A 24,546-nucleotide genomic window follows, 5' to 3' on the forward strand; every position below is an offset into this window, starting at 1 on the left:
TGAGATTGGCCCTCAAACGAATGGTGTTATCCGGCCCTGTTTTCCTGCGCCGGCTCCAGCAACGCCAATGCCTCGAAGTGGTGGGTGCCCGGGAACGCATCAGCGCTGGCATAACGTTTCACGCGGTATCCGCTAGTGCCCCAGGCCGCAAGGTCGCGCGCGAAGGTGGCTGGGTCACAACCGATATGGATGACACGCTCCGGACACTTCGCCGCGATCGCCGCGACAACGTCCTCCCCCGCCCCGGTGCGTGGCGGGTCCAGCACGACAAGGCCTGGATCAGGTAGCTTATCGACGACCGACTCGACCTTCCCGGCCACCGATTCCACGCGCAGGCCCCGCAAACTATCCTGCCCCGTAGCGTTGGCAGCCGGAGAATAATCGACCGAATACACCGTAGCGTCGGGGGCCTCAGGGCTCAGCGATTCTGCAACGGCGGGCACGAAAGCGCCCACTCCCCCATACAGGTCCCACCCCACCTGGCGGTCATAGTCACCAGCGGCCCACTGCCGAATCACACGGTCATAGAGGACCGGCGCTTGGGCGTGCGCTTGCCAAAACGCGGTAGCGGGAAACTTGAAGGTGTAGTCACCGATCTTTTCGGTCACGGTTCCTGAACCGGCCACGACCTTCTCGATGGCCTCCATCCGCTTACCGCGCGGCCCCCGCTGTGTCTCCACAACGTGGACGTTGCCTTCACCGTCATAGACGGCGACAACCTCCGCACCAGGGGTGAAACGGTGCTTCTCCAGCTCGTCATAAATCGCCGGGATCACCTGTGCGCAACGCGCCGTGACGATGTCCGTGGACTTCGCCTTGCGCACCCCGGCCACGCCCTCGTCATTGACACCAAAGCGGACACGTGTGCGCCACGGTAGCGGGTACCCACGGCCCTCATCGGCCTCATCGTTCAAGGAGAGAACGCGTTTGTCATCGTGTTTATCGACGAATTCCTCCATCACGTGGGAACGCCCCGCCAACGCTGCAATCTGGCCATCTAAGATCTGGTGTTTAGCCACCGATAATTCTGGCCAGGCGTAATAGGAAAGGTCGCAGCAACCTGCGCCCGCTTTGAAGGCCTCACAGAAAGGCTCCTGGCGTTTGCTCGATGCCTCAATCACCGAATCGAGGGTGGCGCGCGCCCACCGCTTTTTCGCCTTCACCACGGTAGCGCTCACGGTCTCGTCGGGAAGTGCGCCTGCGACGAAGACAACGCGGCCATCGTCGGCACGCGCGATGCCCTCTCCACCATGGGCCATGCCGGTGATCGTCAATGTCAGGGTGTCACCGGTTGTGTAGTTGTCCACTAGTTCTGCTTCCCGTTCGGGTTCTGGTTATTCATCAGGCGCTGCATCGCCTCATGCATCTGGTTCTCGCTCGCGCCTGGCTGCTGAGGCTGTTGCGGTTGTTGTGGTTGCTCGTGCTGAGCCTGGCCTGCCTGAGCCTGCTTCTGCTGCTGGGCGCGCTGCTGGACTGCCTCCTGCACCTGCTCGGCTAACTGCTGCGGCAGCATCACTGGGAGGGAGTTACCCGCCAAGATGGGATCATCACCACGGTAAACAAAGGCGCGGGCAGCCATCTCACGGGCCAGCGTGGCCAACTGTTCCTCTTTGCCAGAAGGAGCAACGCACGTGATGCGCAGCATCCAACGGGGGCCGTCCATACCCATGATCCGGATGGCGCCATTGCCGCCGTGGCCGACGACCTCCCGGCCCCACGGGCCCATCTCAAACGTGACGGGCAAACCCTGTTCACGCATACCAGCAGCGATCTCCTCGATGGCGTTTTCCCACTGTCCACCCGAGCTAGGAGCGGCAAAAGCGACCGGGGTCATCCGCCCATGGTGCGTGACAATGTGCAGCATCCGGGGCCCCTGATCATTCATCTCTACCTGCACCTGCGATTCCTTCGGAAGCGGCAGACGCATCGAACCCAGATTCAGTACGGAAGCGGAGAAGTCCGAAAAATCAAAATCATTGATATCCACAGAGTCGCCATCAAACGGTCCAACGTTGCCGTTGACCGGGTCATGCTCGATCCTGCCGGTAGCTCCCGGCGCGACGGGGAGATCCGCAGCTTCTTGCGTAGCTGGCTCAGGGGCCTCAGGAGCATCCGTGGCTTCGGTTGTTTCAGCCGGCGTCGGCTCGACTGGAGCCTGCTCCTGTGCGGTGTCCTTGCTCTGATCTTGGTCTTTGTCTTGGTCTTTCTTCTTGCCAAACGGCCACAGTGCCATGAATTTGGGTCCTTCCTTTAGGTATTTCGTCGATAAGCGAGCTAGTGCGTTCCGGTCGAGCCGTGCCCGCCCGTGCCACGCTCTGTCTCGTCGAGTTCTTCAACTTCCGTGAAATCGCACAACTCTACCTTCTGCACGAGCAGTTGGGCGATGCGCATTCCGCGGGTGATCTCGATGGGTGTCTCTGGGTCTAGGTTGATCAGGCTGACCTTGATCTCGCCACGATAGTCGGCATCGATGGTGCCTGGCGAGTTGACGATGGAGAGTCCCTGCTTTGCGGCGAGGCCTGAGCGCGGGTGGACTAATCCCACTGTTCCCAACGGCAGCGCCAGAGCCACGCCCGTGCCGACCAGGCTGCGCTGGAACGGGGCTAGGGTGACGTCTTCTGCAGCGTAGAGGTCAACGCCTGCGTCGCCGCGGTGTGCACGCCGGGGCATGGGCAGATCCTTGTCGAGTCGCTGCAGCGGAATTGGTCCGATACTTGAATCGTAGTTAGTCACGCTCTCCACACTACGGCAGGCGTTCGGCGGGCGCGGGAATGGCACTTTCGTCGGACCCTCACCTAAAGTATGAGGCGTGACTGAATCGACATCTTCTCAAGGCACGCCGCGCACGCTGTACAAGGAACGTCAGTGGGTGCCGTGGTACTGGTGGCTGCTGCTTGCGGCTTTCTCTGCATTGGTCGGTTTCCAATTCGGGCTTAACCGTGCGCCAATCTGGACCTGGGTGTGGTTGATCGGCACCTTCGTTGTTGGTGGTTGGGTGTTGGTGTGGATGTCGCGCACCACGATCACGGTGGAGGCGGACCCGGATGGCTCCCGGTGGTTGATCGTGGACCAGGCAAGCCTGCCGGCGACGGTGGTGGATCGCTCGATGGTGGTCCCGGAGTCTGCGAAGCGTAATGCGCTTGGCCGGCAGCTGGATCCGGCGGCCTTCGTTATGTCCAAGGGATGGATTAAAGAGTTGGCGCTGATCGTGCTGGATGATCCGGAAGATCCCACGCCCTACTGGTTGATCTCTAGCAAGAATCCCGAGGCTTTGCTGGAGGCCTATGCTCCGAGCACGGTCGCGGCGCACAACAGTTAGCGCGCGTTAACGCACGCGCAGAACAAAGGCCACCCAGGTTCCTTCTGGGTGGCCTTTGTTTTTGACTTGCGGCGTTTACTCGCAGTCGAGACAGATCTTGGAACCGTCCGCCTCTTCGTAGGCGAGGCGGTTATTCTTCTGCACCAAGAAGCAGGAAGAGCATGTGAATTCGTTTTCCTTGCGCGGAACGACGGTCACGTTCAACTCTTCACCAGACAGGTCGGCCTGCGGAATTTCGAAGGAGTCGACGATTTCCCCCTCGTCGTCCATGCTGCTGCCCGCTACCTCTGCTGCCTTGAGACCTTCGAGCGAGTCGGTCTCTAGCTCGTCGTCGAGACGGCGACGCGGTGCGTCATAGTCAGTCGCCATATGTGCGCCTTTCATGATCGTCAATTCGTATGCTTGCCCTAAACTTTCGGCAACCAATTTATGGAACTTTTGAACGGATACTAGATCATGGTTGGCGTTCTGTCATCTTCGCCGTTCACATGGGGACATTCTTTTTTGCACCGGCCTCGTCGAGAAGCGTATCGAATGCCACGGAAATGCCCTGTGCGCAGGCAATAACCACTTCCCCATCGTCGCCGGAGGCTCGAAGGCCGGGCACCTGAACGTGGGCCGCCGCTTCCCGCGCGATTACGGCGCCTGCCGCATAGTCCCATGGGTGAAGGCCGTGCTCGTAATAGGCATCAATGCGTCCCGCTGCAAGGTGGCAGAAGTCTAGGGCGGCCGCCCCCATCCGGCGGATATCACGCACCTGAGGTAGGACGTGGGTCAAGATCTGCGCTTGGGCTTTACGACGAGGGGACGTGTAGCCAAACCCGGTGGCCACCATTGCTTCTTGCGTGTCGTTGAGGGTATTGGCCCGGAGCTGGGCTGTCGTTCCCTCGTGGTTATGAAAGGCGCCGTGTCCCTTGGCGGCGTAATACAGTTCGCGGGTGGCAACGTTCAGCACAGCGCCTGCCACTAGTTCCTCGTCGACGGCCACGCCAATAGAGACGGCGTAGACGGGGATGCCGTAAAGAAAATTGACGGTCCCATCGATGGGATCAACGATCCATTCCACACCGGTGGTCGATTCTTTGTTGGCGCCTTCTTCACCGATGATGCCGTCGCCGGGGCGCGTGCGGTTAATCCGGTCGACGATGAATGCCTCACTGGCTTGGTCGACCACTGTGACTGGGTCAACGGCGGAGGATTTTGTCGTCGTTGTTGCTTGCAGCCCTGCAGCGGAAGTATCGTCGACAAGCTCGGCGCGGCGTGTGCGAACAAGCTCTCCGGCCTCGCGCGCGATTTCCACGGCCAGATCGCGCAGTTCAGGGGGCGTCGGCGCTGGAGTTGATGTGGAGGTGGGAGTGGATTCAAAGTGTGTGGACATAGCTCCCATTGTGCCCGACCTACCTGGACATCGTTTTGTACTATGGCTGTATGAGTGAAAAGAAGCAGGGTTTTGGCATCGATATCGGCGGATCGGGAATCAAAGGTGCTCATGTTGACTTGGGCACTGGCGAATTCATCGGCAAGCGTCTGAAGATGAAGACGCCTCAGCCAGCCACCCCAGAGGCTATCGCGGACTGTGTCGCGGACATCGTGCATCAGAAGGAATGGGATGGGCCCGTGGGCATCTGCATGCCCTCGGTGATTCGCAACCAGACGGCACTGTCAGCCGCGAACATCGACAAGTCGTGGATCGGCGTCAACGCGCGCGAACTTTTCTCCAGCCGCCTTGAGGGCCGCGAGGTCACGGTGCTTAACGACGCCGATGCTGCCGGACTCGCCGAAGTCCGCCACGGTTTACCAGAATCCCGTGAGGGCGCCGTGATCTTTTTGACCATCGGCACCGGTATCGGTTCCGCGTTCTTCATCGACGGGCAGCTCTTCCCAAACACGGAGATCGGGCACCTGATCGTCGGAAAGAAAGAAGCGGAACACCAGGCGTCTTCTGCGGTGAAAGATAAAGAGGAATTGAGCTTTAAGAAGTGGTCCAAGCGGATTGACACCGTGCTGCACGAATACGAGAAGCTCTTTAACCCATCGCTGTTCGTGGTTGGTGGGGGAATTTCGCGGGATCATGAGAAGTGGGTTCCGCGCCTCACTATCAAAACGCCGGTAAAGCCGGCCCAGCTTCTTAACACTGCTGGTATTGTGGGCGCGGCGATGGCGTTGGACGGAAGCGTCGCGCCATAATCACGCGAATCACTTGATGTAATAACTTGGTGTAATACTCGGTGGATAACCGATATACTGTACAGTTAATCAAGTAAATTCCGCAAGAGTTGGAATACTTCCCGCAGGGTTCGTGTTCCACTTCAGTAGGATAGGAAACCAGTTTTGAGTTTCCGTTAAGCGGGGGGCGACGAAGATTTGTCGGCGCTCTATCGCAAGAAACGGCACGATCACAAGGCGAAAGGGTGTACGTGGCAGCCAGCGAATCTTCCACCAAGGCAACCGCACAGGACGGGGATACCAGCACCGGCGGTTCCTCCGACGACGGTACGCAAACCCCGGCAGCGCCGACCACTGCAAAGAAGACGGCGAAGAAAACCGCCAAGAAAACTGCGAAGAAGACCGCAAAGAAGACGGCTAAAAAGTCGACGAAGAAGACCGCGAAGAAGGCGGCCAAGAAAAAGTCGACAAAGAAGACAAACAAGAAAACCACCAAGAAGACCACTGCCAAGAAGGCAACGTCGAAGCATGAATCCCCTGAGGGTTCAGCAGATGAGGACGAGCTTCTCGACACTGAGGATGCTCAGGACGATGAAGAGGCCGACTTCGACCCTGAACTCGCAGGTGAAGACGATGAAGAATTCGCCGGCGAAGATGAACTTGCCGACGACGAGGAGGAAGAAGAGGAAGAAGACGACAGCTCCTCCGTCTGGGACGTCGAAGAGTCTGCGGCGTTGCGTCAAGCCCGCAAGGATGCGCAGCTTACTGCTTCGGCCGACTCTGTTCGCGCTTACCTGAAGCAGATCGGTAAGGTCGCGCTTCTCGACGCCGAGCAAGAGGTCTCCCTAGCAAAGCGCATTGAGGCCGGCCTCTACGCTCAGCACCGCCTCGATGAGATGGCCCGCGCCGCCGAAGAAGGCGACAAGGATGCCAAACTCACCCCTGCCGTCAAGCGCGACCTGCGCGCCGTGGCCCGCGATGGCCGCAAGGCAAAGAACCACCTGCTGGAAGCGAACCTGCGCCTCGTGGTCTCCCTAGCAAAGCGCTACACCGGCCGCGGCATGGCGTTTTTGGACCTGATCCAAGAGGGCAACCTTGGCCTGATCCGCGCCGTGGAGAAGTTCGACTACTCCAAGGGCTACAAGTTCTCCACGTACGCAACGTGGTGGATCCGCCAGGCAATTACCCGCGCGATGGCCGACCAGGCACGCACCATTCGTATCCCGGTGCACATGGTTGAGGTCATCAACAAGCTGGGGCGTATCCAGCGAGAGCTCCTGCAGGACCTCGGCCGCGAGCCGACGCCACAGGAGCTGGCGAAGGAGATGGACATCACCGAGGAGAAGGTCCTCGAGATCCAGCAGTACGCACGTGAGCCAATTTCCCTGGACCAGACTATTGGCGACGAAGGCGACTCGCAGCTGGGCGACTTCATTGAGGACTCTGAGGCCGTCATCGCTGTCGACGCGGTGTCCTTCACCCTGCTGCAGGACCAGCTCCAAGACGTGCTGCACACCCTCTCCGAGCGTGAGGCCGGCGTTGTTCGCCTGCGCTTCGGCCTGACCGATGGCATGCCACGCACCTTGGACGAGATCGGCCAGGTCTACGGCGTGACGCGTGAGCGCATCCGCCAGATTGAGTCGAAGACGATGTCCAAGCTGCGCCACCCATCGCGCTCCCAGGTGTTGCGCGACTACCTCGACTAGGTCTTCACTTGACGACGAAAAATCCCGCCACTCCCCCAGATTCTCTTGTTGTGGGTGTGGCGGGATTCTTTATTGCTTAAGACTGCCGCTGTGGCGGCGCCCATTGTTCGGGCAGTCCGTTCTTGCCGTAGGACAGTCGGCGGTGCAACCACTCGAACGGCCCTGGCAGCCGGGCAGCCTCCAGAATCCAGGCCAGGGCCAACGTAATCAACCAGGTGCCTACGCCGACCAGTGTCAGGACGGTTGCTCCCGCATCGACGAACAACCCCAGCGTGAAAGGCAACGTCAGGATGAACAAGATGACGGACTGCATGAGGTAGCCACTCATAGAGCGTTTGCCTAAAGCCACGGGTGCGCGCAACAACACCGGGACGACACCGGTGGCTTCGTAACGCTTTTGTGCACCACGGAGCACTAGCGCGAAGAAAGCAACGATGCCGGGGCCCGTAAGGTAACCGAAGATCTGGTTCAAGATCATGAACCGGCTGGCCCACTCGTCGTTAAGCACTCCGATCTCCGCCAGCCCCCACGGCAGGCCAATCAACAGGATGACCGCTGCCGCAACGCCCGCCCATGTCCGCAATGTTGTGAGGTGCTCGTCGGGCCTGTGCAGCACGCCGGAGCGGGCGAAGATAAACCCGACGATGATCATGGGAAACAGGCATAGTCCAGAGAACAAGGTCATCGGTACTGCCCCGATGGCCGTCACCAGCCCAAGGCCCATCCAGCCCAGGTAGGTCTCTGGGTTGTCCACGTACCCGGAGAGGTCTAGATCGGACGCGTCGACGAAGAAGGTGCTGGCGAATATCGTCGTGAAGACCAAACCGTTCAGCGCGTAGAGGCCCACTGCGATCCACTTCAGCACCTTGTTGGAAAAGCCGATCATTAGCGCGAGAACAATGGCCATGAGCCCGTACATCAGCATGATGTCCCCATAAAACAGGAACACGGCGTGGAGGAACCCAAAAAGCGCAAGGAAACCGTAGCGGCGGATCAGCACTTTCCAGGCGGATTGAAGCGGGAATCCGCGCCGAGCCAAACTCATGGAGATCAGCCCTACACCGAATCCCAGCAGCGTGGAAAACATCGGCAACCCACGGACGTGGGCGAACATCGCCCCCAGCACCATCATCAGCTGGTCGAAGAAACGGTGCGCCCCCTCCGCCCCGGGTTGGATGCCACCGAGCATTCTTCCCTGATCGATGAGTTCATAGCCCACCCAGGCCGTGGGGATATTTGCAAGCGCGATACCTAATAATGCAAAACCGCGGGCGGCGTCCGGCGAGAGGATTCTCGCAGACGTTGTCCCGCGGCGTAGTAGAGTCTGTGACGCCATAGTTATTGGATTACTGAGCGAGCTTTGCGGTTTCTTCTTCGATGCACTGCCGGTACGCTTCTTGGTCCTCCTGGAACGGGGCACAGGTTTCCATAATTCCTGTGTCAGCGAACCAGCTCAACATGCTGAACAGGCCCAGAAAGATGGCGATCGACGCGACGATGGATAGCGCACCCAGCACGATGCCACTGATCGCCATTCCTTTGCGACGATTTGGACCCTCCATCCTGCCTGCGCGACGAATGCCCAAGATGCCCAAGACGATAGCGACGATGCCCAGCAAGATCCCGATACCGATCACCGCCCCCACAATCGACACGGTGAGCACAAACCCGACGATGCCCAGAATCATCGCCCACAGGGCCATGTTGTTTTTCTCTTGGACCTCACCTGGGTACATCGCACCCGGGTAGCCAGCCGCAGCATATTCACTGCCTGGGTAGCCGCCGGTGGTCTGGTAGCCGGTGGCCCCGTAGGTGGCGTCGGCTGCATGGCCGTAGGCTGAGTCCCCCGGGAACGCCTCTAACGGCTCAGGCTGACTGCTCGGCTGCTCGTTTTCAGGGTGGTAGTTCTCTGGGTGGTTGTCTTCGGGCTCCTGTGGGGAGAATTTATTTGACACTTCTGGAAGGCTCCTTCGCTAAAAACAGAATACGGACCAAGGTTACCATTGGCTTACTTTAAGCGCATGAGCCACAGCCCCTGCTCTCAGAGATGTGACGCTACTGTTACTTCACTACCTGCGCATTGTGCCGCTCACCAGTCTCGCAGGTACGCGATGCGGTCACGGAGTTGCTCAGCCGTGCACAGCGCAGTCGGCGGGCCACCGCACGCTTTGCGGACCTCGGTATGGATCGCACCATGAGGCCTTCCCGTCTTGCCCGCACGGATGGACACCAAGGTGTTCAGCTCCTTACGCAGGGCAGGGATTTCGTCGGAGGCAACACCGCTTGTCGACGAAGCCTCCGCCTTCTTCTTCGTCGATGTCCCGAGGATTTCCTCACGCTCTCTTTGGGCGCGCTCTTCTGCCTTGCGTGCACGTTCTTCGGCCTCACGCGCGTCGAGCTGGTCGGACTGCCGTTTGCGCAGCAAAGTCTTCACCTGCTCTGCATCAAGCAGCCCAGGAAGACCGAGGTATTCACGTTCTTCCGCTGAACCCGCCAAGGTCGGCGTGCCGTAGGTAGAGCCGTCGAAGATCAGCGAATCAAGCTCTGCGGAAGCGCCAAGCGATTCGTAGGTTCCCAGTTCGTCCGGCTCATCTTCTTGTTGGTTAGCTACGGCAAGCAGATCATCATCCCACCCCAACTTTTCGCGATCCGGTTTCCCCAGCACGTGGTCACGGGAGACCTCCATCTCTTCGGCCAGTTTCAGCAACACGGGGACAGAAGGCAGGAAGACGGACGCGGACTCTCCCGGCATGCGGGAGCGCACGAAACGGCCGATGGCCTGGGCGAAAAACAGTGGCGTTGCCGACGACGTGGCGTACACCCCCACGGCAAGGCGAGGCACGTCCACGCCCTCGGACACCATGCGAACCGCCACCATCCACTCGTCTTGGCTGGCAGAGAACTCGTCGATACGCTCCGAAGATCCAGGGTCATCCGACAGGATCACGGACACGGGTGTCGACGAAATTTTCTCAAGTATCTTGGCATACGCGCGCGCCGTGGTGGTATCTGTTGCCAAGACCAAACCGCCGGCGTCAGGCATATTTGTGCGAATCTTCATCAGACGGGTATGAGCCGCCCGCAGCACCGAGGAGATCCAGTCTCCTTTCGGATCAAGGGCGGTTTTCCACGCACGCGCGGTTTGCTCCGCGTTCAGCGGTTCTCCCAGGCGCGCTGAATACTCCTCGCCTGCGGAATCGCGCCACTGGGCCTCCCCTGAATACGCCAGGAAGACAACCGGGCGCACCACACCATCTTTGAGCGCCTCGGCATAGCCATAGGTGTAGTCGGCCTCCGAGATCTGGTGGCCCTCGTTGTCCTCGACATAGCGCACGAATGGGATGGCGGCATCGTCGGAACGAAAAGGCGTACCCGTCAACGCTAGGCGGTGCTCCGCGTCGTTATAGGCCTCGTAGACCCCGTCGCCCCAGCTCTTCGCGTCGCCGGCGTGGTGGATCTCATCCATGATCACCAGGGTCTTGCGCGCTGAGGTCACCGCGTGGTGCTTGAAGGGGTGCATGCCTACCTGGGCATACGTGACCACGATGCCGTCATAGGCTGGGTTCACCGCCGAGGAGTTAGTGAACTTAGGGTCCAAGGCCAGGCCGAAGCGCTTCGCGGCATCGCTCCACTGGAACTTGAGGTGCTCAGTGGGGACCACGACGATCACACGCTGGACCGTTTTATCGGCCACCAGGGTGGATGCGAGGGTGAGCGCGAAGGTGGTCTTACCGGAGCCCGGTGTTGCGACGGCAAGAAAGTCCTTCGGCTTCGTGCTTAAGAATTTATCAAGGGCCTCCTGCTGCCAGACGCGCAGCGAAGGCCCTGAGGTGCCTGAGGTCACCCGCTTACCTCTTGCGGAGGCCCTTGTAGATGCGTTCGCAGTCCGGGCACACCGGGGACCCAGGCTTAGCCTGCTTGGTGACGGGGAAGGTTTCTCCGCAGAGAGCCACAACCATTTTTCCGCTGACGGCAGAGTTGACGATCTGGTCCTTCTTTACGTAGTGGAAGAACTTCGGGGTGCCGTCATCGGTGGTGGTGTCTTCACGGATATCGGGGCGCTGAATCGTCTTCGTCGTCGTACTCACGCCTCCCATCATGCCCCACTTTTGCAAAAAATCTAAGCCGGGTAGCTACCCTTAGTGGCTATGGAGCACTCTTCAAATCAAGATTGGGTCGATGTCGAGGCCGAAGATGCCTCGGCCTCGCCCTCACTGAAACGCCGCTTTCGACTGCGTTCGCCGAAGAGTTTTCTGATTACCGATGCGAAGAGGTCGCCGGAACAGAATCGGCACTCGCGTGAACGGATCTATTTAATCTTGCAGCTCGCCCGTATCCCCTTCATTCTCATCAGCATCCTTCTGGCGGTGCTTGGCAACTGGTGGCTGGCCACGGTGTTCTTCCTCATTTCTGTGCCGCTGCCGTGGATTTCGGTGGTGATCGCCAACGGCCAGGGCGAGCCCCGCGACAAGCGTTCGAAAAACGTGTACAAACCCGCCGTTGCCCGTTATGCGCAGATGGAAGCAGAAAAACGCGCACAGCTCGGCCCGGGGACATCGTCGCAAGCAACTGGCGAGAACCTTCCCGCTACCATCGATCACATTGACCCCGACGGTCAGCCCTAAACCCGCCTTGATCTAAGGAGTTCTAGTGTCACAACGCCCCGCTGTTGCGCGGTCTCTCGTCGATACGCTTACCGCCGCCGGCTTTACCGCTGACGGCATCCCCGCCCACCTCGGCCCCGACGTCACCGAGGCGTTGTACCGCGGCGAACCCGGCGTGGTTATGCACGCCACCAATGATGGATCGCGTCTTTCCGGGCTGATTCGCTTTTTCCTCCTGCGCCGCCCGATGTCCGGCTCTGAGCTCGGGGATTTGCTTGGGGCGCGTTTAGTCACCTCGCTTATCGACGAAAACTTTGTGGCGCTGACACCAGCGGGCGAACTGGCTGTAGCCATTGAGGCCCGCCCGCACACCATTGCAGGTGCTAACCAGATCGTATTTTCAGACCTAGACGCATCGATGACTGAGCACGTTCCGGGACCCGACCATGTGCTGGGCGTAGGCGCTGCATCCTTGTCACTGTTGTCTGCTACCCCGCTGACCCCGGTGGACTCGGTGTTGGACCTTGGTACCGGTTCGGGTGTCCAGGCTTTGGCGCAATCGGGCGCTGCTGTGAACGTTGTGGCTACTGACGTGCACCAGCGTGCCCTCGACCTGGCGGAAGCGACGCTGGCCGGCGCCGGCGTAGACAATGTGGAGCTGCGCCAGGGCTCGTGGTTCGAGCCTGTGGCGGGTGAGCGTTTTGACCGGATCGTGGCCAATCCCCCGTTCGTCGTGGGCCTGCCCGAAGTCGGCCATGTCTACCGGGACTCTGGCCTGGATTTGGACGGCGCTACGGAACTGGTAGCCGGGACGGCGCCAGGCCACCTTACCGACAACGGCACGGCGTATATGTTGGGGTCCTGGGTGCACACGCGCACTCAGTCTTGGGCGGCGCGCGTGGCATCCTGGTTGCCGAAGCGCGGTGTCTCCGCGTGGGTGATCCAACGCGATGTGGCGGATCCCGGCATGTATGTGAGTACCTGGCTGAAGGATGAGTCCATTGATCCGCGCTCACGCGCCGGCATCGAGAGAACCGGCCAGTGGTTGGAGCATCTGCGCGATAACGATGTGATTGGTATTGGCTTTGGTTGGATTTTCCTCCGTGACATCGGTGATGCCCCGACCGAGGTCACCGCGGAGGAGGTTCTGCAGCCTTTTAGTGATCCGCTGGGCCCTGAAGTGGACGAGTACTTCCGCCGGACCGCATGGCTGCGCGGGAAGAGTGGCGAGGAGATCGCTCAGGCCAGGTTTATGGTGCGCCCAGGTGTTGCGCGCGAGAACGTCGAGGTCGCCGATGCAGAGACCGGCATGGGGTTCGAGTCCGCGGTGATTCGCCTGACCCGTACCGATGGTCCGCGTTTCTCCCACGAAGTCGACGAATCACTGGCTTCTGTGATCGCCGGTCTGCATCCCCAGGGGTTGAGCCTGGAGGAAACGGTGGGCTTGTGGGCTGCGTCTCAGGGCATTGAGGACGAATCTGAACTTGTTGAGGCGGCAGTGCGTGCCGTGGTGGACTTGGTGCGCCACGGACTGGTGCTGCCCGCAGAGATTGCTGAGGTGTTGGTTTGAGAGCAGTATTAACGCGCGTGACTGAGGCCAGCGTGACCGTCGACGGTGAGGTCGTCGGCGCGATCGATTGCCCCGAGACCGGTGGCATTCTCGCGCTTGTGGGCGTGGGGCGTAACGACGATCCCTCCGCCTGGGAGACGGTGGCCCGCAAGATCGCGGAGCTGCGCATCCTGGACGGTGAAGTGTCTGCGGTTAATGCGGGGGCACCCGTGTTGCTGGTCAGCCAGTTCACGTTGATGGGCAAGACGGCGAAAGGCCGGCGCCCTTCGTGGTCTGAAGCTGCTCCTGGCCCACAGGCCGAAGAAATCATTAATAAGATCGCATCCGAGCTGCGTAAACGCGGTTTAAGGGTTGAAGAAGGCCGTTTTGGGGCTATGATGAAGGTCAACAGCGTCAACGATGGACCTTTCACAGTTATTGTGGAGGCTTGACCTCGGAATATGCCAGTTTCCTGAATTGGGAACTATTCACAGTGTCACGGCGTTGACGTTATAGATTGGCATTTCTACAAGGAGGCAGTGAATGACGCAACCGTCGTCTAAGGGCGAGAAGGAACAAAAGGTTGACCGTGGGAGCCGCCGCAATCAAACCAATGACAATCCTTCCGCCGATCTGGTTCGTGTATACCTCAACGGCATCGGTAAAACTGCCCTGCTGGATGCTGAAGAAGAGGTGGATCTCGCCCAGCGCATCGAAGTAGGCCTGTACGCGCAGCACCGCCTCGATGACCCCAATGCGAAACTCACCCGCGCAATGAAGCGCGATCTGAAAATTCTTGCAAAGGACGGCCGCAAAGCCCGCGCTCACCTGCTGGAGGCCAACCTCCGCCTCGTGGTGTCCCTCGCAAAGCGCTACACCGGCCGTGGCATGCCACTGCTGGATCTGATCCAAGAGGGCAACCTGGGACTCATCCGCGCGATGGAGAAGTTCGATTACGCGAAGGGCTTCAAGTTCTCCACCTACGCCACGTGGTGGATTCGCCAGGCGATTACCCGCGGCATGGCAGACCAGTCGCGCACCATCCGCCTCCCAGTCCACTTGGTGGAGCAGGTCAACAAGCTCTCCCGCATCAAGCGTGAGATGTACCAGTCCCTCGGCCGTGAGCCAACCAATGAGGAACTCTCGGACGAGTCCGGTATCGACGAGGACAAGATCGAGATGTTGCTGCGCCAGTCGCGCGACCCGGTCAGCCTTGACATGCCCGTGGGCGCCGACGAAGAGGCTCCATTGGGTGACTTCATCGAGGATGAAGATGCCACGGATGCGGAGACCTCAGTCGTCGCTACCTTGCGTCACGACGACATCCAGCGGGTGATTAACTCCCTGGAGCAGCGCGAGCAAGATGTGATCCGCCTGCGCTACGGCCTCGACGATGGCGTGCCGCGTACTTTGGACCAGATTGGCCGTAAGTTCGGGTTATCGCGTGAGCGCGTCCGCCAGATCGAGCGCGAAGTCATGGCCAAACTGCGTGTTGGCGACCGAGCCGACAAGCTGCGCGAGTACGCACAATAATCCAACACAATAGCCTCTTCCTATAAAAAGAGGCGTTCGACCACATGTTGCCAATATGAGGTATCATGTGGTCATTCTTATCTCCGGATCTCGCAGGCATTCACCATGTGCTCTACCACCTTTAACTCGTACGAGTTCTGCCGATCGTGATCCGGGGAATTCTTCTCTGAAAGTTAGAGGTTTTAGCATGCGTGATTTAGTCGATACCACTGAGATGTACCTGCGGACGGTCTTTGAACTAGAGGAAGAGGGCATCATCCCCCTTCGCGCGCGCATTGCCGAGCGCCTAGACCAATCGGGCCCCACCGTGTCGCAAACCGTGGCACGCATGGAGCGCGATGGCCTCCTTGTTGTTGAAGATAATCGCAGCCTGCGGCTCACCGAGGAGGGCCGCTCGCGCGCGACTCGCGTGATGCGTAAACACCGCCTGGCGGAACGTTTACTGGTAGACAAGCTCGGCTTAGATATTGCCAAGGTGCACGATGAGGCCTGCCGTTGGGAACATGTCATGAGCGAGGAAGTCGAAAGCCGCGTCGTCGACGTTTTAGATAATCCATCCCGCTCTCCGTTCGGCAACCCCATCCCAGGCTTGGCTGAACTGGGTGTCGAGGTGGACGAACAGACTGACTGGGGCGAGCGAGTTGTTGATCTAAACCTCTCGGAGCCCATTCGTGCTGAGGTTATCCAGGTACACGAGATTTTGCAGTTGGATCCGCAGCAGTTCTCTGCGCTGTCGAATGCCAACATCAAGGTCGGCACCAAGGTTACTGTGGCGGAAGTTGATGGCGTCATCCAGTTGACCACCGACGATGGGCAGATGGTCGTGCTTCACGACGATTTGGCGCACGCTTTTCGGGTTCGGCCGCTTTCTTAGCGTGATTCTCCGCTAGTGTTAGTGAGGTATATCGCCTACTTATCAGGATGGAGTCAACGATGAAACTGTTGGTCACTGGCGGAGCTGGCTACGTAGGCAGTGTGTGTACTGCGGTCTTAGTTGAGGCAGGTCACGATGTCACTGTGCTCGACAATCTGTCAACGGGAAATCGTGAGGCCGTCGTCGACGGTGCCCGATTCGTCGAAGGTGATCTGCTCGACACTGTCGATGGCGTGCTCGCCGAAGGCGGTTTCGACGGCGTGCTGCACTTTGCTGCTCGTTCGCTGGTCGGCGAATCCATGGAAATTCCTGAAGAGTACTGGCAGGACAACATGGTGGCTACCTTGGCGTTGCTGGATGCAATGCGCGCCCACCACGTTCCATCTCTCGTGTTCTCCTCGACTGCGGCGACCTATGGCGAGCCTGAGGTTGTCCCGATCACCGAGGACATGCCGACCGCACCAACAAACCCTTACGGCGCAACCAAATTGGCGATTGACTACGCGATCACCTCTTATTGCCAGGCCCACGGCATGGCTGCCACCAGTTTGCGCTATTTCAATGTGGCGGGTGCCTACGGATCAATCGGTGAGAACCGCGAGGTAGAAACCCACCTGATCCCCCTCGTTCTGCAGGTAGCGCTGGGGCACCGCGACAAGATTTACATGTTCGGCGATGATTGGCCGACCAAGGACGGCACCGCGGTGCGCGACTATATTCATATCCGCGATCTTGCTGATGCTCACCTACTCGCCCTTGAAACCAATCTGCCTGGCGAACACCGGATTTATAACCTAGGCTCCGGCGATGGCTACTCGGTGCGCGAAGTCATCGAGACCTGCCGGGAGGTCACCGGCCACCCGATTCCGGCTGAGGTCGCTGCCCGGCGCGCCGGAGACCCAGCAACCTTGATTGCTTCCAGCGAGAAGATCAAGGCAGAGCTGGGCTGGAACCCGACTCGCACGGATCTGCAGCGTATCGTCGAGGACGCATGGGCGTTTACGTCCCACTTGGGTGACAAGGCGCACTCGGCGAAGCGGGTTGGCGGTAACTAGCTCAGCCCCGCCGCCGGTTTAAACCTGTTCGCGGAGCTGGGCGCGTTGTTCCTCGCTTCCTGCAAGAACAGCCATGACCAACCCGTCAGAGCATCCGAGCGTCAACGCTTCGAGTAATGCTGTGGAGAGTCCGTGGCCTTCAAGTTCGGCGCTAGCTGCTTTGAGCGCAGCCGTGGCCCAGGAGTTAAGGCCGGTGGAGATTGCGACGATCGCCCAGATGCTGAGTGCGTTGGCACGAATCACCCCCGAGGTGACTCGTGCGATATAGAGCAGCATTGTTGCGGCACATTGGGGTTCGTCGAGGGCGGTGGCCACGATGGCATCACGTAGCCGCGACCTAGACAGGCACGTCATGACAGCCATCACGTCATCACCGATGGGATCGCTGTCTTCCCCGCCCGCAGCGCTGAGTGATAACGCTTCGTCATAGGGAGCGACAAGCGGCAGAGCGGGCGCGTTGGTTAGTGCCCTGTCGGCGTCGGCGACGGCTTCTGCAGGCCCTGGGAGGCACCTTTCGATGCGCTCGTGGAGGTCTTGGCCGCGGTGGTAGGCCAATTGTGTTGCCCCGTCGATGGTGTCGCGGGTGTCGCCGTCAAGCGCGATTCGTGCGAAGAATTCTACGGTGTCGTCTCTGGACAGCGCGGGCAGTCCGCCATTGTCCAATAGTGGCTGCATGGCAGGCGATAGGGCGATGCAGGGTACTGCCCCGCTTTCCCAGGCGGCAGGTACAGAGCCAAAGGACAGTTCGTAGTGGCTTCCGGTCGCGATTTCAGAGAGGACCCAGCAGGCGTCGATAAGTGCGTCGCCGGTGTCGTCGTGAAGCGAATACAGGGTGTCGACGAGTTCGCGGACTGTGGGGGTGTCGGGTGATCGGGTGATGATGAAGGCGAAGTAGACGTCGCAGGCGGCCATCGTCGGTGTGGTGAAGCCAGAGGTGATCTCGGCCCAGTGTGGCAAGTCGGCGCGCATGACAGGGCCGAGGCATAGTTCATGGGTTCCTGGGTCGGCGTGCAGGCCGACGATGATGAGGGATTCGTGTGGGTAGAAGCCCAGAACTCCTGGCACTGCGGCCATGAGATCGCCTGGGGCGTTGAGGTGGTCGGTAAGATCGGATGAGTATGGAAAATCTCGTGTACTGGTCATGGACTGATCATCCGACGGTGGCCGGGGGTGCGCTGGGCAACTTTTCTTGATGTCCGAAACCTGTGGAAAACAACATTGTTATCCACAGATTTCTACCCCCGTTACAGCGAACCCTGCGCGGTGAGGAGTTGTCGTGCATACTGTAGGGCTACCGCTTGGGAATCATTCTCCGTCCTACATCGTTGTAACTAGTACAACCTTTAAATAATGAGAATGAATTGAACTTTAGGATCAGGGAGGATCACCATGGCTGATGACAATCGGCAGATGTACGAAATGGAGTACCCCGCCCCCGCCATTACTAGCGAGGGTTCCCACGGCGAATCCACCGAGCCTGGCGAACCAGCCGGCCCCACCATGGTGGTGGCGATGCAGGGCTATGCCGACGCGGGTCACGGCGTTGAAAGCGCCGCGATGCACCTGAAGGCGGCTTTAGAAAATAAGCAGCTCGCAACATTTAATACTGATGAGCTGATCGATTACCGGGCGCGGCGTCCGGCGGTGATGATGGACAATGATGAGCTCACGCATTTTGAGAAGCTCGATTTAGACATCCGCGTGCTGCGCGACACGAAGGGAAAGTCCTTCCTGCTGCTGTCTGGGCCTGAGCCGGATTTGCGGTGGAATGCCTTTAGTGAGGCGGTGGCGGACCTCGCGGACAAGTTCGATGTCTCGCGCACGATCTGCCTCTATGGCGCGCCCATGGCAGTTCCGCACACACGCCCGCTGATGGTGTCTGCGCACGGGAATGATGAAGCCGTGATTAGCCGCATGTTCACCCTGAACTCGAAGTGGAATATTCCAGGTGCTGCGCAGCTGATGATCGAGCGCGAATTGCTGAAGCGCGGCCGGAAGGTCTCCGGGTTCACGGCTCACGTGCCGCATTATCTGGCGCAGTCCCCGTACCCAGAGGCCACGTACCAGCTGCTGCAGTCCGTCAGCGACTCCTCGGGCCTTGATCTGCCGTTGAAGAGCCTCGAGCACGACATGGCCCGGGTTGCCCGCCAGCTGACGGAGCAAGTCGGTGGCTCTGAGGAGATCATGCACGTGGTGTCCCAGCTGGAGGAGCACTATGACTCTGAGCTGGAAAAGTACCGCAAGCACCACCCCGACGTGCTGATGCCGGGTGAGGCACAGGTCCCCTCCAGTGAGGAGATTGGCCAAGCCTTCGAGAATTACCTAGCGGCCCTCGACGATCGCGACGCGCCGCGCAATGAGTTGCCTGAGGCTCCCCCACTCTTCCACTTCGGGGAGCCTGCGCGTGACGACGAAGAACCCGACACGCCTGAAGATCCTGACGCCCCGGAGGATGACGTTTAGGACTGCTCGGGCAGCATCTCCGCTACGGTAGAACTGTGAACTTAAGCGAGATGCTGCCCGATTTGTCCGATGTACCCGAGTCCCTCTACGAGGAGGCGATTTGGGATTCCTTCATTGCCTGGACGCGCGAACGCGGGATCACTTTATACCCCGCCCAGGAAGAAGCGTCGCTTGCTGTCCTAGCCGAAGACAACGTTATCTTGGCTACCCCCACGGGATCCGGTAAGTCCATGGTGGCCAACGCCGCCCACTTCATCGCGATGGCGCGCGGCCAGCGCAGCTTTTATACCGCCCCCATTAAAGCGCTGGTGAGTGAGAAGTTCTTCGCCCTGTGTGAGATTTTTGGTGCGGAAAACGTTGGCATGATGACGGGCGATGCCACCGTCAACGGGAATGCGCCCATCATTGCTGCAACGGCGGAGATCGTCGCCAATATTGCGCTGCGCGACGGCAAGCACGCCAATATCGACCAGGTGGTGATGGATGAGTTCCACTACTACTCTGACCCGGACCGCGGTTGGGCCTGGCAGGTCCCGCTGTTGGAGTTGCCGAAGGCCCAGTTCTTGCTGATGTCCGCCACCCTAGGCGACACATCCCGGCTGGAGAAGGATTTAACCGAGCGCACCGGCCGGACCACCACCTTGGTCTCCGGCACCGAACGCCCGGTACCGCTGGACTTCCACTATGTATTCACCCCCATCCACGAGACCATTGAGGAATTGCTCAAAGATGGCAAGGCCCCGATCTATGTGGTGCACTTCTCCCAACGCGAGGCCACCGAGCGCGCCCAGGCTTTGACCAGCATGGGTAGCATCCTGACCCCGGAGGAGAAGCAGCAGATTGCCGCAGAGATCGGTGATTTTCGCTTTACGACGACTTTTGGCAAGACTCTGTCCAAGCTGGTTCGGCGTGGGATCGGTGTGCACCATGCGGGCATGTTGCCGAAGTATCGGCGCCTCGTCGAAAAGCTGTCCCAGACCGGGTTGCTCAAGGTCATCTGTGGTACCGACACCTTGGGCGTGGGCATCAATGTGCCGATCCGTACCGTGCTGATGACGGGCCTGGCAAAGTATGACGGCGTGCGCCAGCGCATCGTGAAGTCGCGCGAGTTCCACCAGATTGCGGGCCGTGCGGGACGCGCCGGTTATGACACCGAGGGCACCGTCGTCGTCGAGGCGCCCGAACACGAAATTGAAAACGTGAAGCTGCGGCGCAAGGCCGGCGATGACCCGGCGAAGAAGCGGAAGCTGCGCAAGAAGGCCCCACGCGATGGCGAAATTTCGTGGTCAGAAAACACCTTTGAGCGGTTAACGGTCGCGGAGCCTGAGGAATTGACCAGCCAGTTCAAGATCTCCAACTCGATGCTGCTCAACGTTGTTGCCCGCCCAGGTGACGGTTATGAGCACATGAAGCACCTGCTGCGGACCAACCATGACACGCGTTCAAAGCAAAACCGTGACATTTTGACCGCCGTGGAGCTCTTCCGCGGTCTGATCAACGCCGGCATCGTGGAGCGCACGCCGGATTCGCTGGCTTCTCGTCCCTACACGCTGGTGGAAGAACTGGACCGCGACTTCGCGCTTAACCAACCCCTGTCCCCTTTCGCTTTAGCGTTTCTGACGCTGCTCGACCCAGAATCGGAGACGTACACCCTGGATGTGATCTCCACGTTTGAGGCCATTCTGGATGATCCACGCCAGCTACTCCAAGCGCAGCAATCAGCTGAACGCGGCGAGGAATTGGCAGCGCTGAAGGCCGAGGGGGTGGATTACACCGAGCGCATGGCGCTTTTGGAAGAGGTCACCTACCCCATGCCGCTGAAGGACGAGCTGGACGACGCCTTTGAGACTTTCCGCGAGGGCAACCCGTGGGCCAAGGAATTTGAGCTGTCGCCAAAGTCCGTTGTGCGCGACATGATTGAGCACGCCATGACCTTTTCGGACCTCATCGCCACGTACGGCCTGGCCCGCAGCGAGGGTGTTGTGCTGCGTTACCTGACTGATGCGTGGCGGACCCTGTCGAAGTCTGCGCCGGCGCAGTACATGACCGAGGAGCTTGACGACGTGATCACCTGGCTCGGCGAGCTGATCCGCCAGGTGGACTCTTCGCTGATCGACGAGTGGGCTCACATGGCGGACGAAGACACACCTGTCGACCAGGCCACTGTCGAACGCGAGCTCGCCTTCGGTGTCGAGGACCCTTCCGCGTTGACCGCGAACCGCCGCGCGTTCACCATCATGGTGCGCAACTACTTCTTCCGCCTTGTCGAACTCTTCGCCTATGAGAAGGAAGACCGCCTGGCCGACATGCTGGACTATTTGGACCGTGACGACAAACCGGATTGGGGTGCCGCCATGGACGATTACTTCGATGAATATGACGACATCGGCACTGATCAAGAAGCCCGCGGCAAGGAGTTCTTCAGCCTCGGCGACACCTCAGGACGCAGCTGGGATGTGCGCCAGATCCTGCAAGACCCAGAGGGTGATAACTCCTTCCAGCTCCACGGAGTCGTTGACTTGGATGCCTCCGACGCCGCCGGCGAGGTACGCCTGAGCCACCTTGAGATGAAGCAGGTCTAAGCGAGCCGGCCGCTTATGGGGCCACGTTCTTAAGTCCCCCGCCGTAGCGACCTTCTTCCAGTTTCTCGGCAGTATGCCCTTTCACGTCGGCGATGTCACTTACTGTGGTGGCCGTGGCTTCGCTGCCGTGTTTGACTGCCCCGCGGGCTGCTGCGTTCTTCACGCCCCGAGCCCCGGCCTGCGCAACCTTAGCCCCGCGGCCCAGCCCGAAACTGGCAGCTGCACCGGCACCGGCAGACATCAGGGAGATGTCTCGATCCACCCCGGTTTTCACGTCGGTATAGACTCCCATCACCGTCGCAGCTGGCGTCGCCAAAAGATTCAATCCACCGAGCCCCACCTGTCCAGCAATTCTGGTGGCAAGCTCATCGGATTCGAGGGAAGTTTCCAACACGTCTCTGGCCATGCTGTAATAAAATTCGGTTGCAAACACACTCAGAGCGATCATCGATTCAGTGGCACCGGCGTCCTCCATGGAAGAGACCAGCTGCACTCCCATGGATTGGTCGCCATAGCGAATCTCCTTCGCCCAATACCTGCACAAGCCCCCAGTGAATTCCAGTTTCTGTGCCAGCAACGCTGTCTCATTGTCCCAGAGAGCGCGGAATTCCTCGGTAACACCATAGAGATTTCCACCTGAGCGGTCATCGTAGCCCGCTAAGGCAGCCAGATCACCACGCGCGGCGCGGGCACTACCGGCAATCTCCATGAGTGTGGTGCGGAATTCGGCCAATGCGTCAACTTCTACATCGAGCTCCTGTGGCACGCTGCCCTGGTAGTCGTCGGGAAGCTCCTCGGCGAAGTTCCGCGCACCCGCATCAGTATCTGCGTAGCTGATGGGAACCTCATTGACAGCACGCACGTGAAAAGCGACTCTTTGTCTTAGCCATTCGACGACCTTGTCGGCTTCTGCCAAGGTGTTCTCGAAACCAGCAGCTGCGCGGTGGTTTTTCCTTAAAGCTATGTCGTAGTCAGCACGATAGCGCCTGGCCGTGTCTGGGTCCCCATTATTTATCGCCCAGTTGTGCCTCTTCGCCAGGTCAAGGCCATCATCTTCCCACTGGATGGCGCTTTTCCACTGAGCGTGGGCCTCGTCGGAAAGCGTGCTCAATTCGTGGCGCGCGGTGATAAGGTCGGTGGCGTAATTATCGACGATTCCCGCGACGCGACGGTGAGCCGACTCCACTACTTTGAAGTGCTTCGGATAGAAAACGTGAATCAACTTCCTAAACAGGTAACCCCCATCGCCGCGATAAAAAGACACATCCGCGCTGCTAAGAGCCTCGATGACAGCACCGATTGCGTTGGCGTAGTTCTCCCAGTTATCGCTAGTGCTACGGACTTTGTTTGGATCCCCGCCGACCTCGAAAGCTCCCTTGTAGCTGCGCCACGGATCTAAAGAAACTAAAGCTAGGTTGTCTGATGACATGTATCCCCCGATATGTCCCCGATGTTTTCGATGGACGTTATTTCGTGTCCATGTAGAACCGTAGCGTGAAAACACCAAGTTGTCTCGCCAAGTGCTGCAGTCTCAGGAGCGGGTAGCCGCGTCGGCGCGCGCACGCGTTGCTTCTGCACGAAGTGCCGACATGCGGGTGCGTTCAGATTCAGCACCGAAGCGCTGCTGGGCTTGGGCTGCAAAAGCCTCCCGATGGCCAGCAGCCTTCTCGAACTCGCCGTGCGCCTCGAGCATGTCAGCCAGGTAGTGGTCCGACATGTTGATCCCGTCTACCAGAGCGTAGTCAAAGTATCCCGCGTCCACGAGAAACTCCAGGGGCCGCTCGGTGTCAGCGTAGCGGTGTTGCTTGCGCAGCACGGCCAGCCACAGCACGTGTAGGGCCAAGCGTGCCTGGTGGTGGAACTTGTCCTCACCGCGCACCAAGGAGGCATACATTTCTGCGCTTTCGCGGGCGACCCGTTGCTTCTGGCTGCGCATGAGCCCGCCGACAACAGTTTTGGCCTCCTCGACCAGCTCACGTGCTTCCGGAGCTGTCATGTCTCTCGTGCTCATGCGGGCTCTCCTTTACTCCTTGTCCCGTCGAGTGTAATACAGAGCACACGAGGGAGACGCGAGTCTCTCATGGGAATCCTGTCGGATTAGTCGCAGCCGACGGACTCGCGGTGCTGGACGAGCGCACAGCAATATCTGTCTGCCGGACTAAAGCTTCACAACCTCGTCAACATTTTCAGCTATGTATGCGGAATGGGTGGCCACCACAACGACAGCACCGTTTTCCGCGAATCGGCGCAAGTTCATCAAGACGATCTGAGAATTCGTGTCATCGAGAGCGCCCGTTGGCTCGTCGGCCAGCACAATCTTCGGTTCCGTGATAATCAGTCGGGTCAACGCAATGCGCTGTTGCTCGCCGCCTGAAAGTTCACTGACCGTCCGTTTCTCCGTCCCGCTAAGACCCACTTCCTCCAATGAGGGTGTCAGATGGTTTGTGTGTGAGGGATTCCCCTCACACCAAGGAGATGAACCAGAATGACTACCGTGGCACGACGAAACCCAGAGGACTCCGCAAAGATCAAAGCGATCGAGGAAAAGCTCCTCGCCAATCCTGAGATGGCGAAGCTGATCGACGAGCTCGGCACCTCCACCACGGATGCCAACGATCTCGTCCGGGGCCTGCTCCAGGCCTCGATCAACCGGGGCCTCAACGCCGAGATGGATGCCCACCTCGGCTACCAGCAC

Annotated in this window: 24 protein-coding genes and 1 pseudogene; 12 read left to right on the forward strand and 13 right to left on the reverse strand. The window is 59.5% G+C overall.

The window, feature by feature from the left end; translation table 11 throughout:
• Nucleotides 1-26: 26 nt before the first annotated feature.
• The 3 genes from B097_RS0104280 to dut are packed head-to-tail and all read right to left on the reverse strand — an operon-like array spanning nucleotide 27 to nucleotide 2,733.
• Complete coding sequence (locus tag B097_RS0104280; RefSeq protein ID WP_018581307.1) at nucleotides 27-1,307, reverse strand: class I SAM-dependent RNA methyltransferase; 1,281 nt, start codon at nucleotides 1,305-1,307, stop codon at nucleotides 27-29.
• Complete coding sequence (locus tag B097_RS0104285) at nucleotides 1,307-2,233, reverse strand: DUF3710 domain-containing protein (protein WP_018581308.1); 927 nt, start codon at nucleotides 2,231-2,233, stop codon at nucleotides 1,307-1,309. The genes B097_RS0104280 and B097_RS0104285 overlap by 1 nt, the downstream gene beginning before the upstream one ends.
• Nucleotides 2,234-2,274: 41 nt before the next feature.
• Nucleotides 2,275-2,733 (reverse strand): dUTP diphosphatase, encoded by a 459-nt coding sequence (dut, locus tag B097_RS0104290; RefSeq protein ID WP_419761033.1) that lies wholly within the window; start codon nucleotides 2,731-2,733, stop codon nucleotides 2,275-2,277.
• A gap of 76 nt (nucleotides 2,734-2,809) precedes the next feature.
• On the opposite strand from dut, the gene B097_RS0104295 reads away from it, so the two are divergent.
• Nucleotides 2,810-3,319: a DUF3093 domain-containing protein gene (locus B097_RS0104295; RefSeq protein ID WP_018581310.1), complete on the forward strand. Its 510-nt coding sequence runs from the start codon at nucleotides 2,810-2,812 to the stop codon at nucleotides 3,317-3,319.
• 75 nt (nucleotides 3,320-3,394) lie between these two features.
• On the opposite strand, the gene B097_RS0104300 is transcribed toward B097_RS0104295, so the two are convergent.
• The gene (locus B097_RS0104300; RefSeq protein WP_018581311.1) at nucleotides 3,395-3,688 is read right to left on the reverse strand and encodes a DUF4193 domain-containing protein; all 294 of its coding nucleotides are present in this window, start codon (nucleotides 3,686-3,688) and stop codon (nucleotides 3,395-3,397) included.
• Nucleotides 3,689-3,803: 115 nt separating this feature from the next.
• Nucleotides 3,804-4,697, reverse strand: a complete 894-nt coding sequence (locus B097_RS0104305; protein WP_018581312.1) for an inositol monophosphatase family protein — start codon at nucleotides 4,695-4,697, stop codon at nucleotides 3,804-3,806.
• Nucleotides 4,698-4,747: 50 nt separating this feature from the next.
• Between B097_RS0104305 and ppgK the strand changes: the two genes are divergently transcribed.
• Nucleotides 4,748-5,506: a polyphosphate--glucose phosphotransferase gene (gene ppgK / locus B097_RS0104310; RefSeq protein ID WP_018581313.1), complete on the forward strand. Its 759-nt coding sequence runs from the start codon at nucleotides 4,748-4,750 to the stop codon at nucleotides 5,504-5,506.
• 224 nt (nucleotides 5,507-5,730) lie between these two features.
• Nucleotides 5,731-7,191 (forward strand): RNA polymerase sigma factor, encoded by a 1,461-nt coding sequence (locus tag B097_RS0104315; RefSeq protein WP_018581314.1) that lies wholly within the window; start codon nucleotides 5,731-5,733, stop codon nucleotides 7,189-7,191.
• 76 nt (nucleotides 7,192-7,267) lie between these two features.
• Here the strand turns inward: B097_RS0104315 and B097_RS12475 are convergent, their stop codons facing one another.
• The 4 genes from B097_RS12475 to B097_RS0104335 all read right to left on the reverse strand — a co-directional run bounded on the left by B097_RS12475 (nucleotide 7,268) and on the right by B097_RS0104335 (nucleotide 11,291).
• Nucleotides 7,268-8,527: a DUF418 domain-containing protein gene (locus B097_RS12475; protein WP_040429363.1), complete on the reverse strand. Its 1,260-nt coding sequence runs from the start codon at nucleotides 8,525-8,527 to the stop codon at nucleotides 7,268-7,270.
• A gap of 10 nt (nucleotides 8,528-8,537) precedes the next feature.
• Entirely contained in the window at nucleotides 8,538-9,146 is a 609-nt protein-coding gene (locus B097_RS13105; protein ID WP_018581316.1) for a DUF4190 domain-containing protein, read from the reverse strand.
• 134 nt (nucleotides 9,147-9,280) lie between these two features.
• Nucleotides 9,281-11,035: a DEAD/DEAH box helicase gene (locus B097_RS0104330; RefSeq protein WP_018581317.1), complete on the reverse strand. Its 1,755-nt coding sequence runs from the start codon at nucleotides 11,033-11,035 to the stop codon at nucleotides 9,281-9,283.
• A gap of 4 nt (nucleotides 11,036-11,039) precedes the next feature.
• Nucleotides 11,040-11,291, reverse strand: coding sequence for a DUF3039 domain-containing protein (locus B097_RS0104335; RefSeq protein WP_040429364.1), 252 nt, complete (start codon nucleotides 11,289-11,291; stop codon nucleotides 11,040-11,042).
• A 48-nt stretch (nucleotides 11,292-11,339) separates the two neighbouring features.
• On the opposite strand from B097_RS0104335, the gene B097_RS0104340 reads away from it, so the two are divergent.
• From B097_RS0104340 to galE, 6 genes are all read left to right on the forward strand, one after another.
• Nucleotides 11,340-11,816 (forward strand): DUF3099 domain-containing protein, encoded by a 477-nt coding sequence (locus B097_RS0104340; RefSeq protein WP_018581319.1) that lies wholly within the window; start codon nucleotides 11,340-11,342, stop codon nucleotides 11,814-11,816.
• Nucleotides 11,817-11,841: 25 nt separating this feature from the next.
• A complete protein-coding gene (locus tag B097_RS0104345; RefSeq protein WP_018581320.1) occupies nucleotides 11,842-13,365 on the forward strand; it encodes a DUF7782 domain-containing protein in 1,524 nt (507 codons plus the stop codon).
• Nucleotides 13,362-13,796, forward strand: coding sequence for a D-aminoacyl-tRNA deacylase (gene dtd, locus B097_RS0104350; protein ID WP_026254300.1), 435 nt, complete (start codon nucleotides 13,362-13,364; stop codon nucleotides 13,794-13,796). Before B097_RS0104345 ends, dtd begins: the two co-directional genes overlap by 4 nt.
• Before the next feature lie 91 nt (nucleotides 13,797-13,887).
• Nucleotides 13,888-14,877, forward strand: a complete 990-nt coding sequence (locus tag B097_RS0104355; protein WP_018581322.1) for a sigma-70 family RNA polymerase sigma factor — start codon at nucleotides 13,888-13,890, stop codon at nucleotides 14,875-14,877.
• 187 nt (nucleotides 14,878-15,064) lie between these two features.
• Nucleotides 15,065-15,751: a metal-dependent transcriptional regulator gene (locus B097_RS0104360; protein ID WP_018581323.1), complete on the forward strand. Its 687-nt coding sequence runs from the start codon at nucleotides 15,065-15,067 to the stop codon at nucleotides 15,749-15,751.
• Between the two features lie 59 nt (nucleotides 15,752-15,810).
• On the forward strand, nucleotides 15,811-16,806 hold the full coding sequence (galE, locus tag B097_RS0104365) for a UDP-glucose 4-epimerase GalE (RefSeq protein ID WP_018581324.1): 996 nt from the start codon (nucleotides 15,811-15,813) through the stop codon (nucleotides 16,804-16,806).
• An 18-nt stretch (nucleotides 16,807-16,824) separates the two neighbouring features.
• Here galE and B097_RS0104370 read toward each other — a convergent pair whose 3' ends face one another.
• Complete coding sequence (locus tag B097_RS0104370) at nucleotides 16,825-17,949, reverse strand: DUF4192 domain-containing protein (protein WP_081618003.1); 1,125 nt, start codon at nucleotides 17,947-17,949, stop codon at nucleotides 16,825-16,827.
• Nucleotides 17,950-18,195: 246 nt separating this feature from the next.
• On the opposite strand from B097_RS0104370, the gene B097_RS0104380 reads away from it, so the two are divergent.
• Both B097_RS0104380 and B097_RS0104385 read left to right on the forward strand, forming a co-directional pair.
• Complete coding sequence (locus tag B097_RS0104380; protein WP_018581327.1) at nucleotides 18,196-19,269, forward strand: PAC2 family protein; 1,074 nt, start codon at nucleotides 18,196-18,198, stop codon at nucleotides 19,267-19,269.
• 35 nt (nucleotides 19,270-19,304) lie between these two features.
• Complete coding sequence (locus tag B097_RS0104385) at nucleotides 19,305-21,851, forward strand: DEAD/DEAH box helicase (RefSeq protein ID WP_026254302.1); 2,547 nt, start codon at nucleotides 19,305-19,307, stop codon at nucleotides 21,849-21,851.
• Between the two features lie 13 nt (nucleotides 21,852-21,864).
• Here B097_RS0104385 and B097_RS0104390 read toward each other — a convergent pair whose 3' ends face one another.
• From B097_RS0104390 to B097_RS12485, 3 genes are all read right to left on the reverse strand, one after another.
• Nucleotides 21,865-23,280 carry a hypothetical protein gene (locus B097_RS0104390; RefSeq protein WP_018581329.1) on the reverse strand — a complete coding sequence of 472 codons (1,416 nt, stop codon included), beginning with the start codon at nucleotides 23,278-23,280 and terminating at the stop codon, nucleotides 21,865-21,867.
• 102 nt (nucleotides 23,281-23,382) lie between these two features.
• Nucleotides 23,383-23,862: a hypothetical protein gene (locus B097_RS0104395; RefSeq protein ID WP_147287136.1), complete on the reverse strand. Its 480-nt coding sequence runs from the start codon at nucleotides 23,860-23,862 to the stop codon at nucleotides 23,383-23,385.
• Between the two features lie 147 nt (nucleotides 23,863-24,009).
• A complete protein-coding gene (locus B097_RS12485) occupies nucleotides 24,010-24,411 on the reverse strand; it encodes an ATP-binding cassette domain-containing protein (protein WP_280523389.1) in 402 nt (133 codons plus the stop codon).
• On the opposite strand from B097_RS12485, the pseudogene B097_RS13690 reads away from it, so the two are divergent.
• Nucleotides 24,337-24,546 (forward strand): annotated as a pseudogene (locus tag B097_RS13690) (IS256 family transposase); the annotation flags it as partial. The gene B097_RS12485 and the pseudogene B097_RS13690 overlap by 75 nt on opposite strands.

Source organism: Corynebacterium pilosum DSM 20521 = CIP 103422, from assembly GCF_000373805.1.
Lineage (GTDB): Bacteria > Actinomycetota > Actinomycetes > Mycobacteriales > Mycobacteriaceae > Corynebacterium > Corynebacterium pilosum.

What these genes read in the sequence shown, in the direction of transcription:
- B097_RS12475 (WP_040429363.1), bottom strand. Translation starts at nt 8,527, where the DNA reads ATGGCGTCACAGACTCTACTACGCCGCGGGACAACGTCTGCGAGAATC.
- B097_RS0104395 (WP_147287136.1), bottom strand. Translation starts at nt 23,862, where the DNA reads ATGAGCACGAGAGACATGACAGCTCCGGAAGCACGTGAGCTGGTCGAG.
- galE (WP_018581324.1), top strand. Translation starts at nt 15,811, where the DNA reads ATGAAACTGTTGGTCACTGGCGGAGCTGGCTACGTAGGCAGTGTGTGT.
- B097_RS0104340 (WP_018581319.1), top strand. Translation starts at nt 11,340, where the DNA reads ATGGAGCACTCTTCAAATCAAGATTGGGTCGATGTCGAGGCCGAAGAT.
- ppgK (WP_018581313.1), top strand. Translation starts at nt 4,748, where the DNA reads ATGAGTGAAAAGAAGCAGGGTTTTGGCATCGATATCGGCGGATCGGGA.
- B097_RS0104390 (WP_018581329.1), bottom strand. Translation starts at nt 23,280, where the DNA reads ATGTCATCAGACAACCTAGCTTTAGTTTCTTTAGATCCGTGGCGCAGC.
- B097_RS0104335 (WP_040429364.1), bottom strand. Translation starts at nt 11,291, where the DNA reads ATGATGGGAGGCGTGAGTACGACGACGAAGACGATTCAGCGCCCCGAT.
- B097_RS0104305 (WP_018581312.1), bottom strand. Translation starts at nt 4,697, where the DNA reads ATGTCCACACACTTTGAATCCACTCCCACCTCCACATCAACTCCAGCG.
- B097_RS0104370 (WP_081618003.1), bottom strand. Translation starts at nt 17,949, where the DNA reads ATGACCAGTACACGAGATTTTCCATACTCATCCGATCTTACCGACCAC.
- B097_RS0104285 (WP_018581308.1), bottom strand. Translation starts at nt 2,233, where the DNA reads ATGGCACTGTGGCCGTTTGGCAAGAAGAAAGACCAAGACAAAGACCAA.
- B097_RS0104380 (WP_018581327.1), top strand. Translation starts at nt 18,196, where the DNA reads ATGGCTGATGACAATCGGCAGATGTACGAAATGGAGTACCCCGCCCCC.
- B097_RS0104360 (WP_018581323.1), top strand. Translation starts at nt 15,065, where the DNA reads ATGCGTGATTTAGTCGATACCACTGAGATGTACCTGCGGACGGTCTTT.
- B097_RS0104300 (WP_018581311.1), bottom strand. Translation starts at nt 3,688, where the DNA reads ATGGCGACTGACTATGACGCACCGCGTCGCCGTCTCGACGACGAGCTA.
- B097_RS0104355 (WP_018581322.1), top strand. Translation starts at nt 13,888, where the DNA reads ATGACGCAACCGTCGTCTAAGGGCGAGAAGGAACAAAAGGTTGACCGT.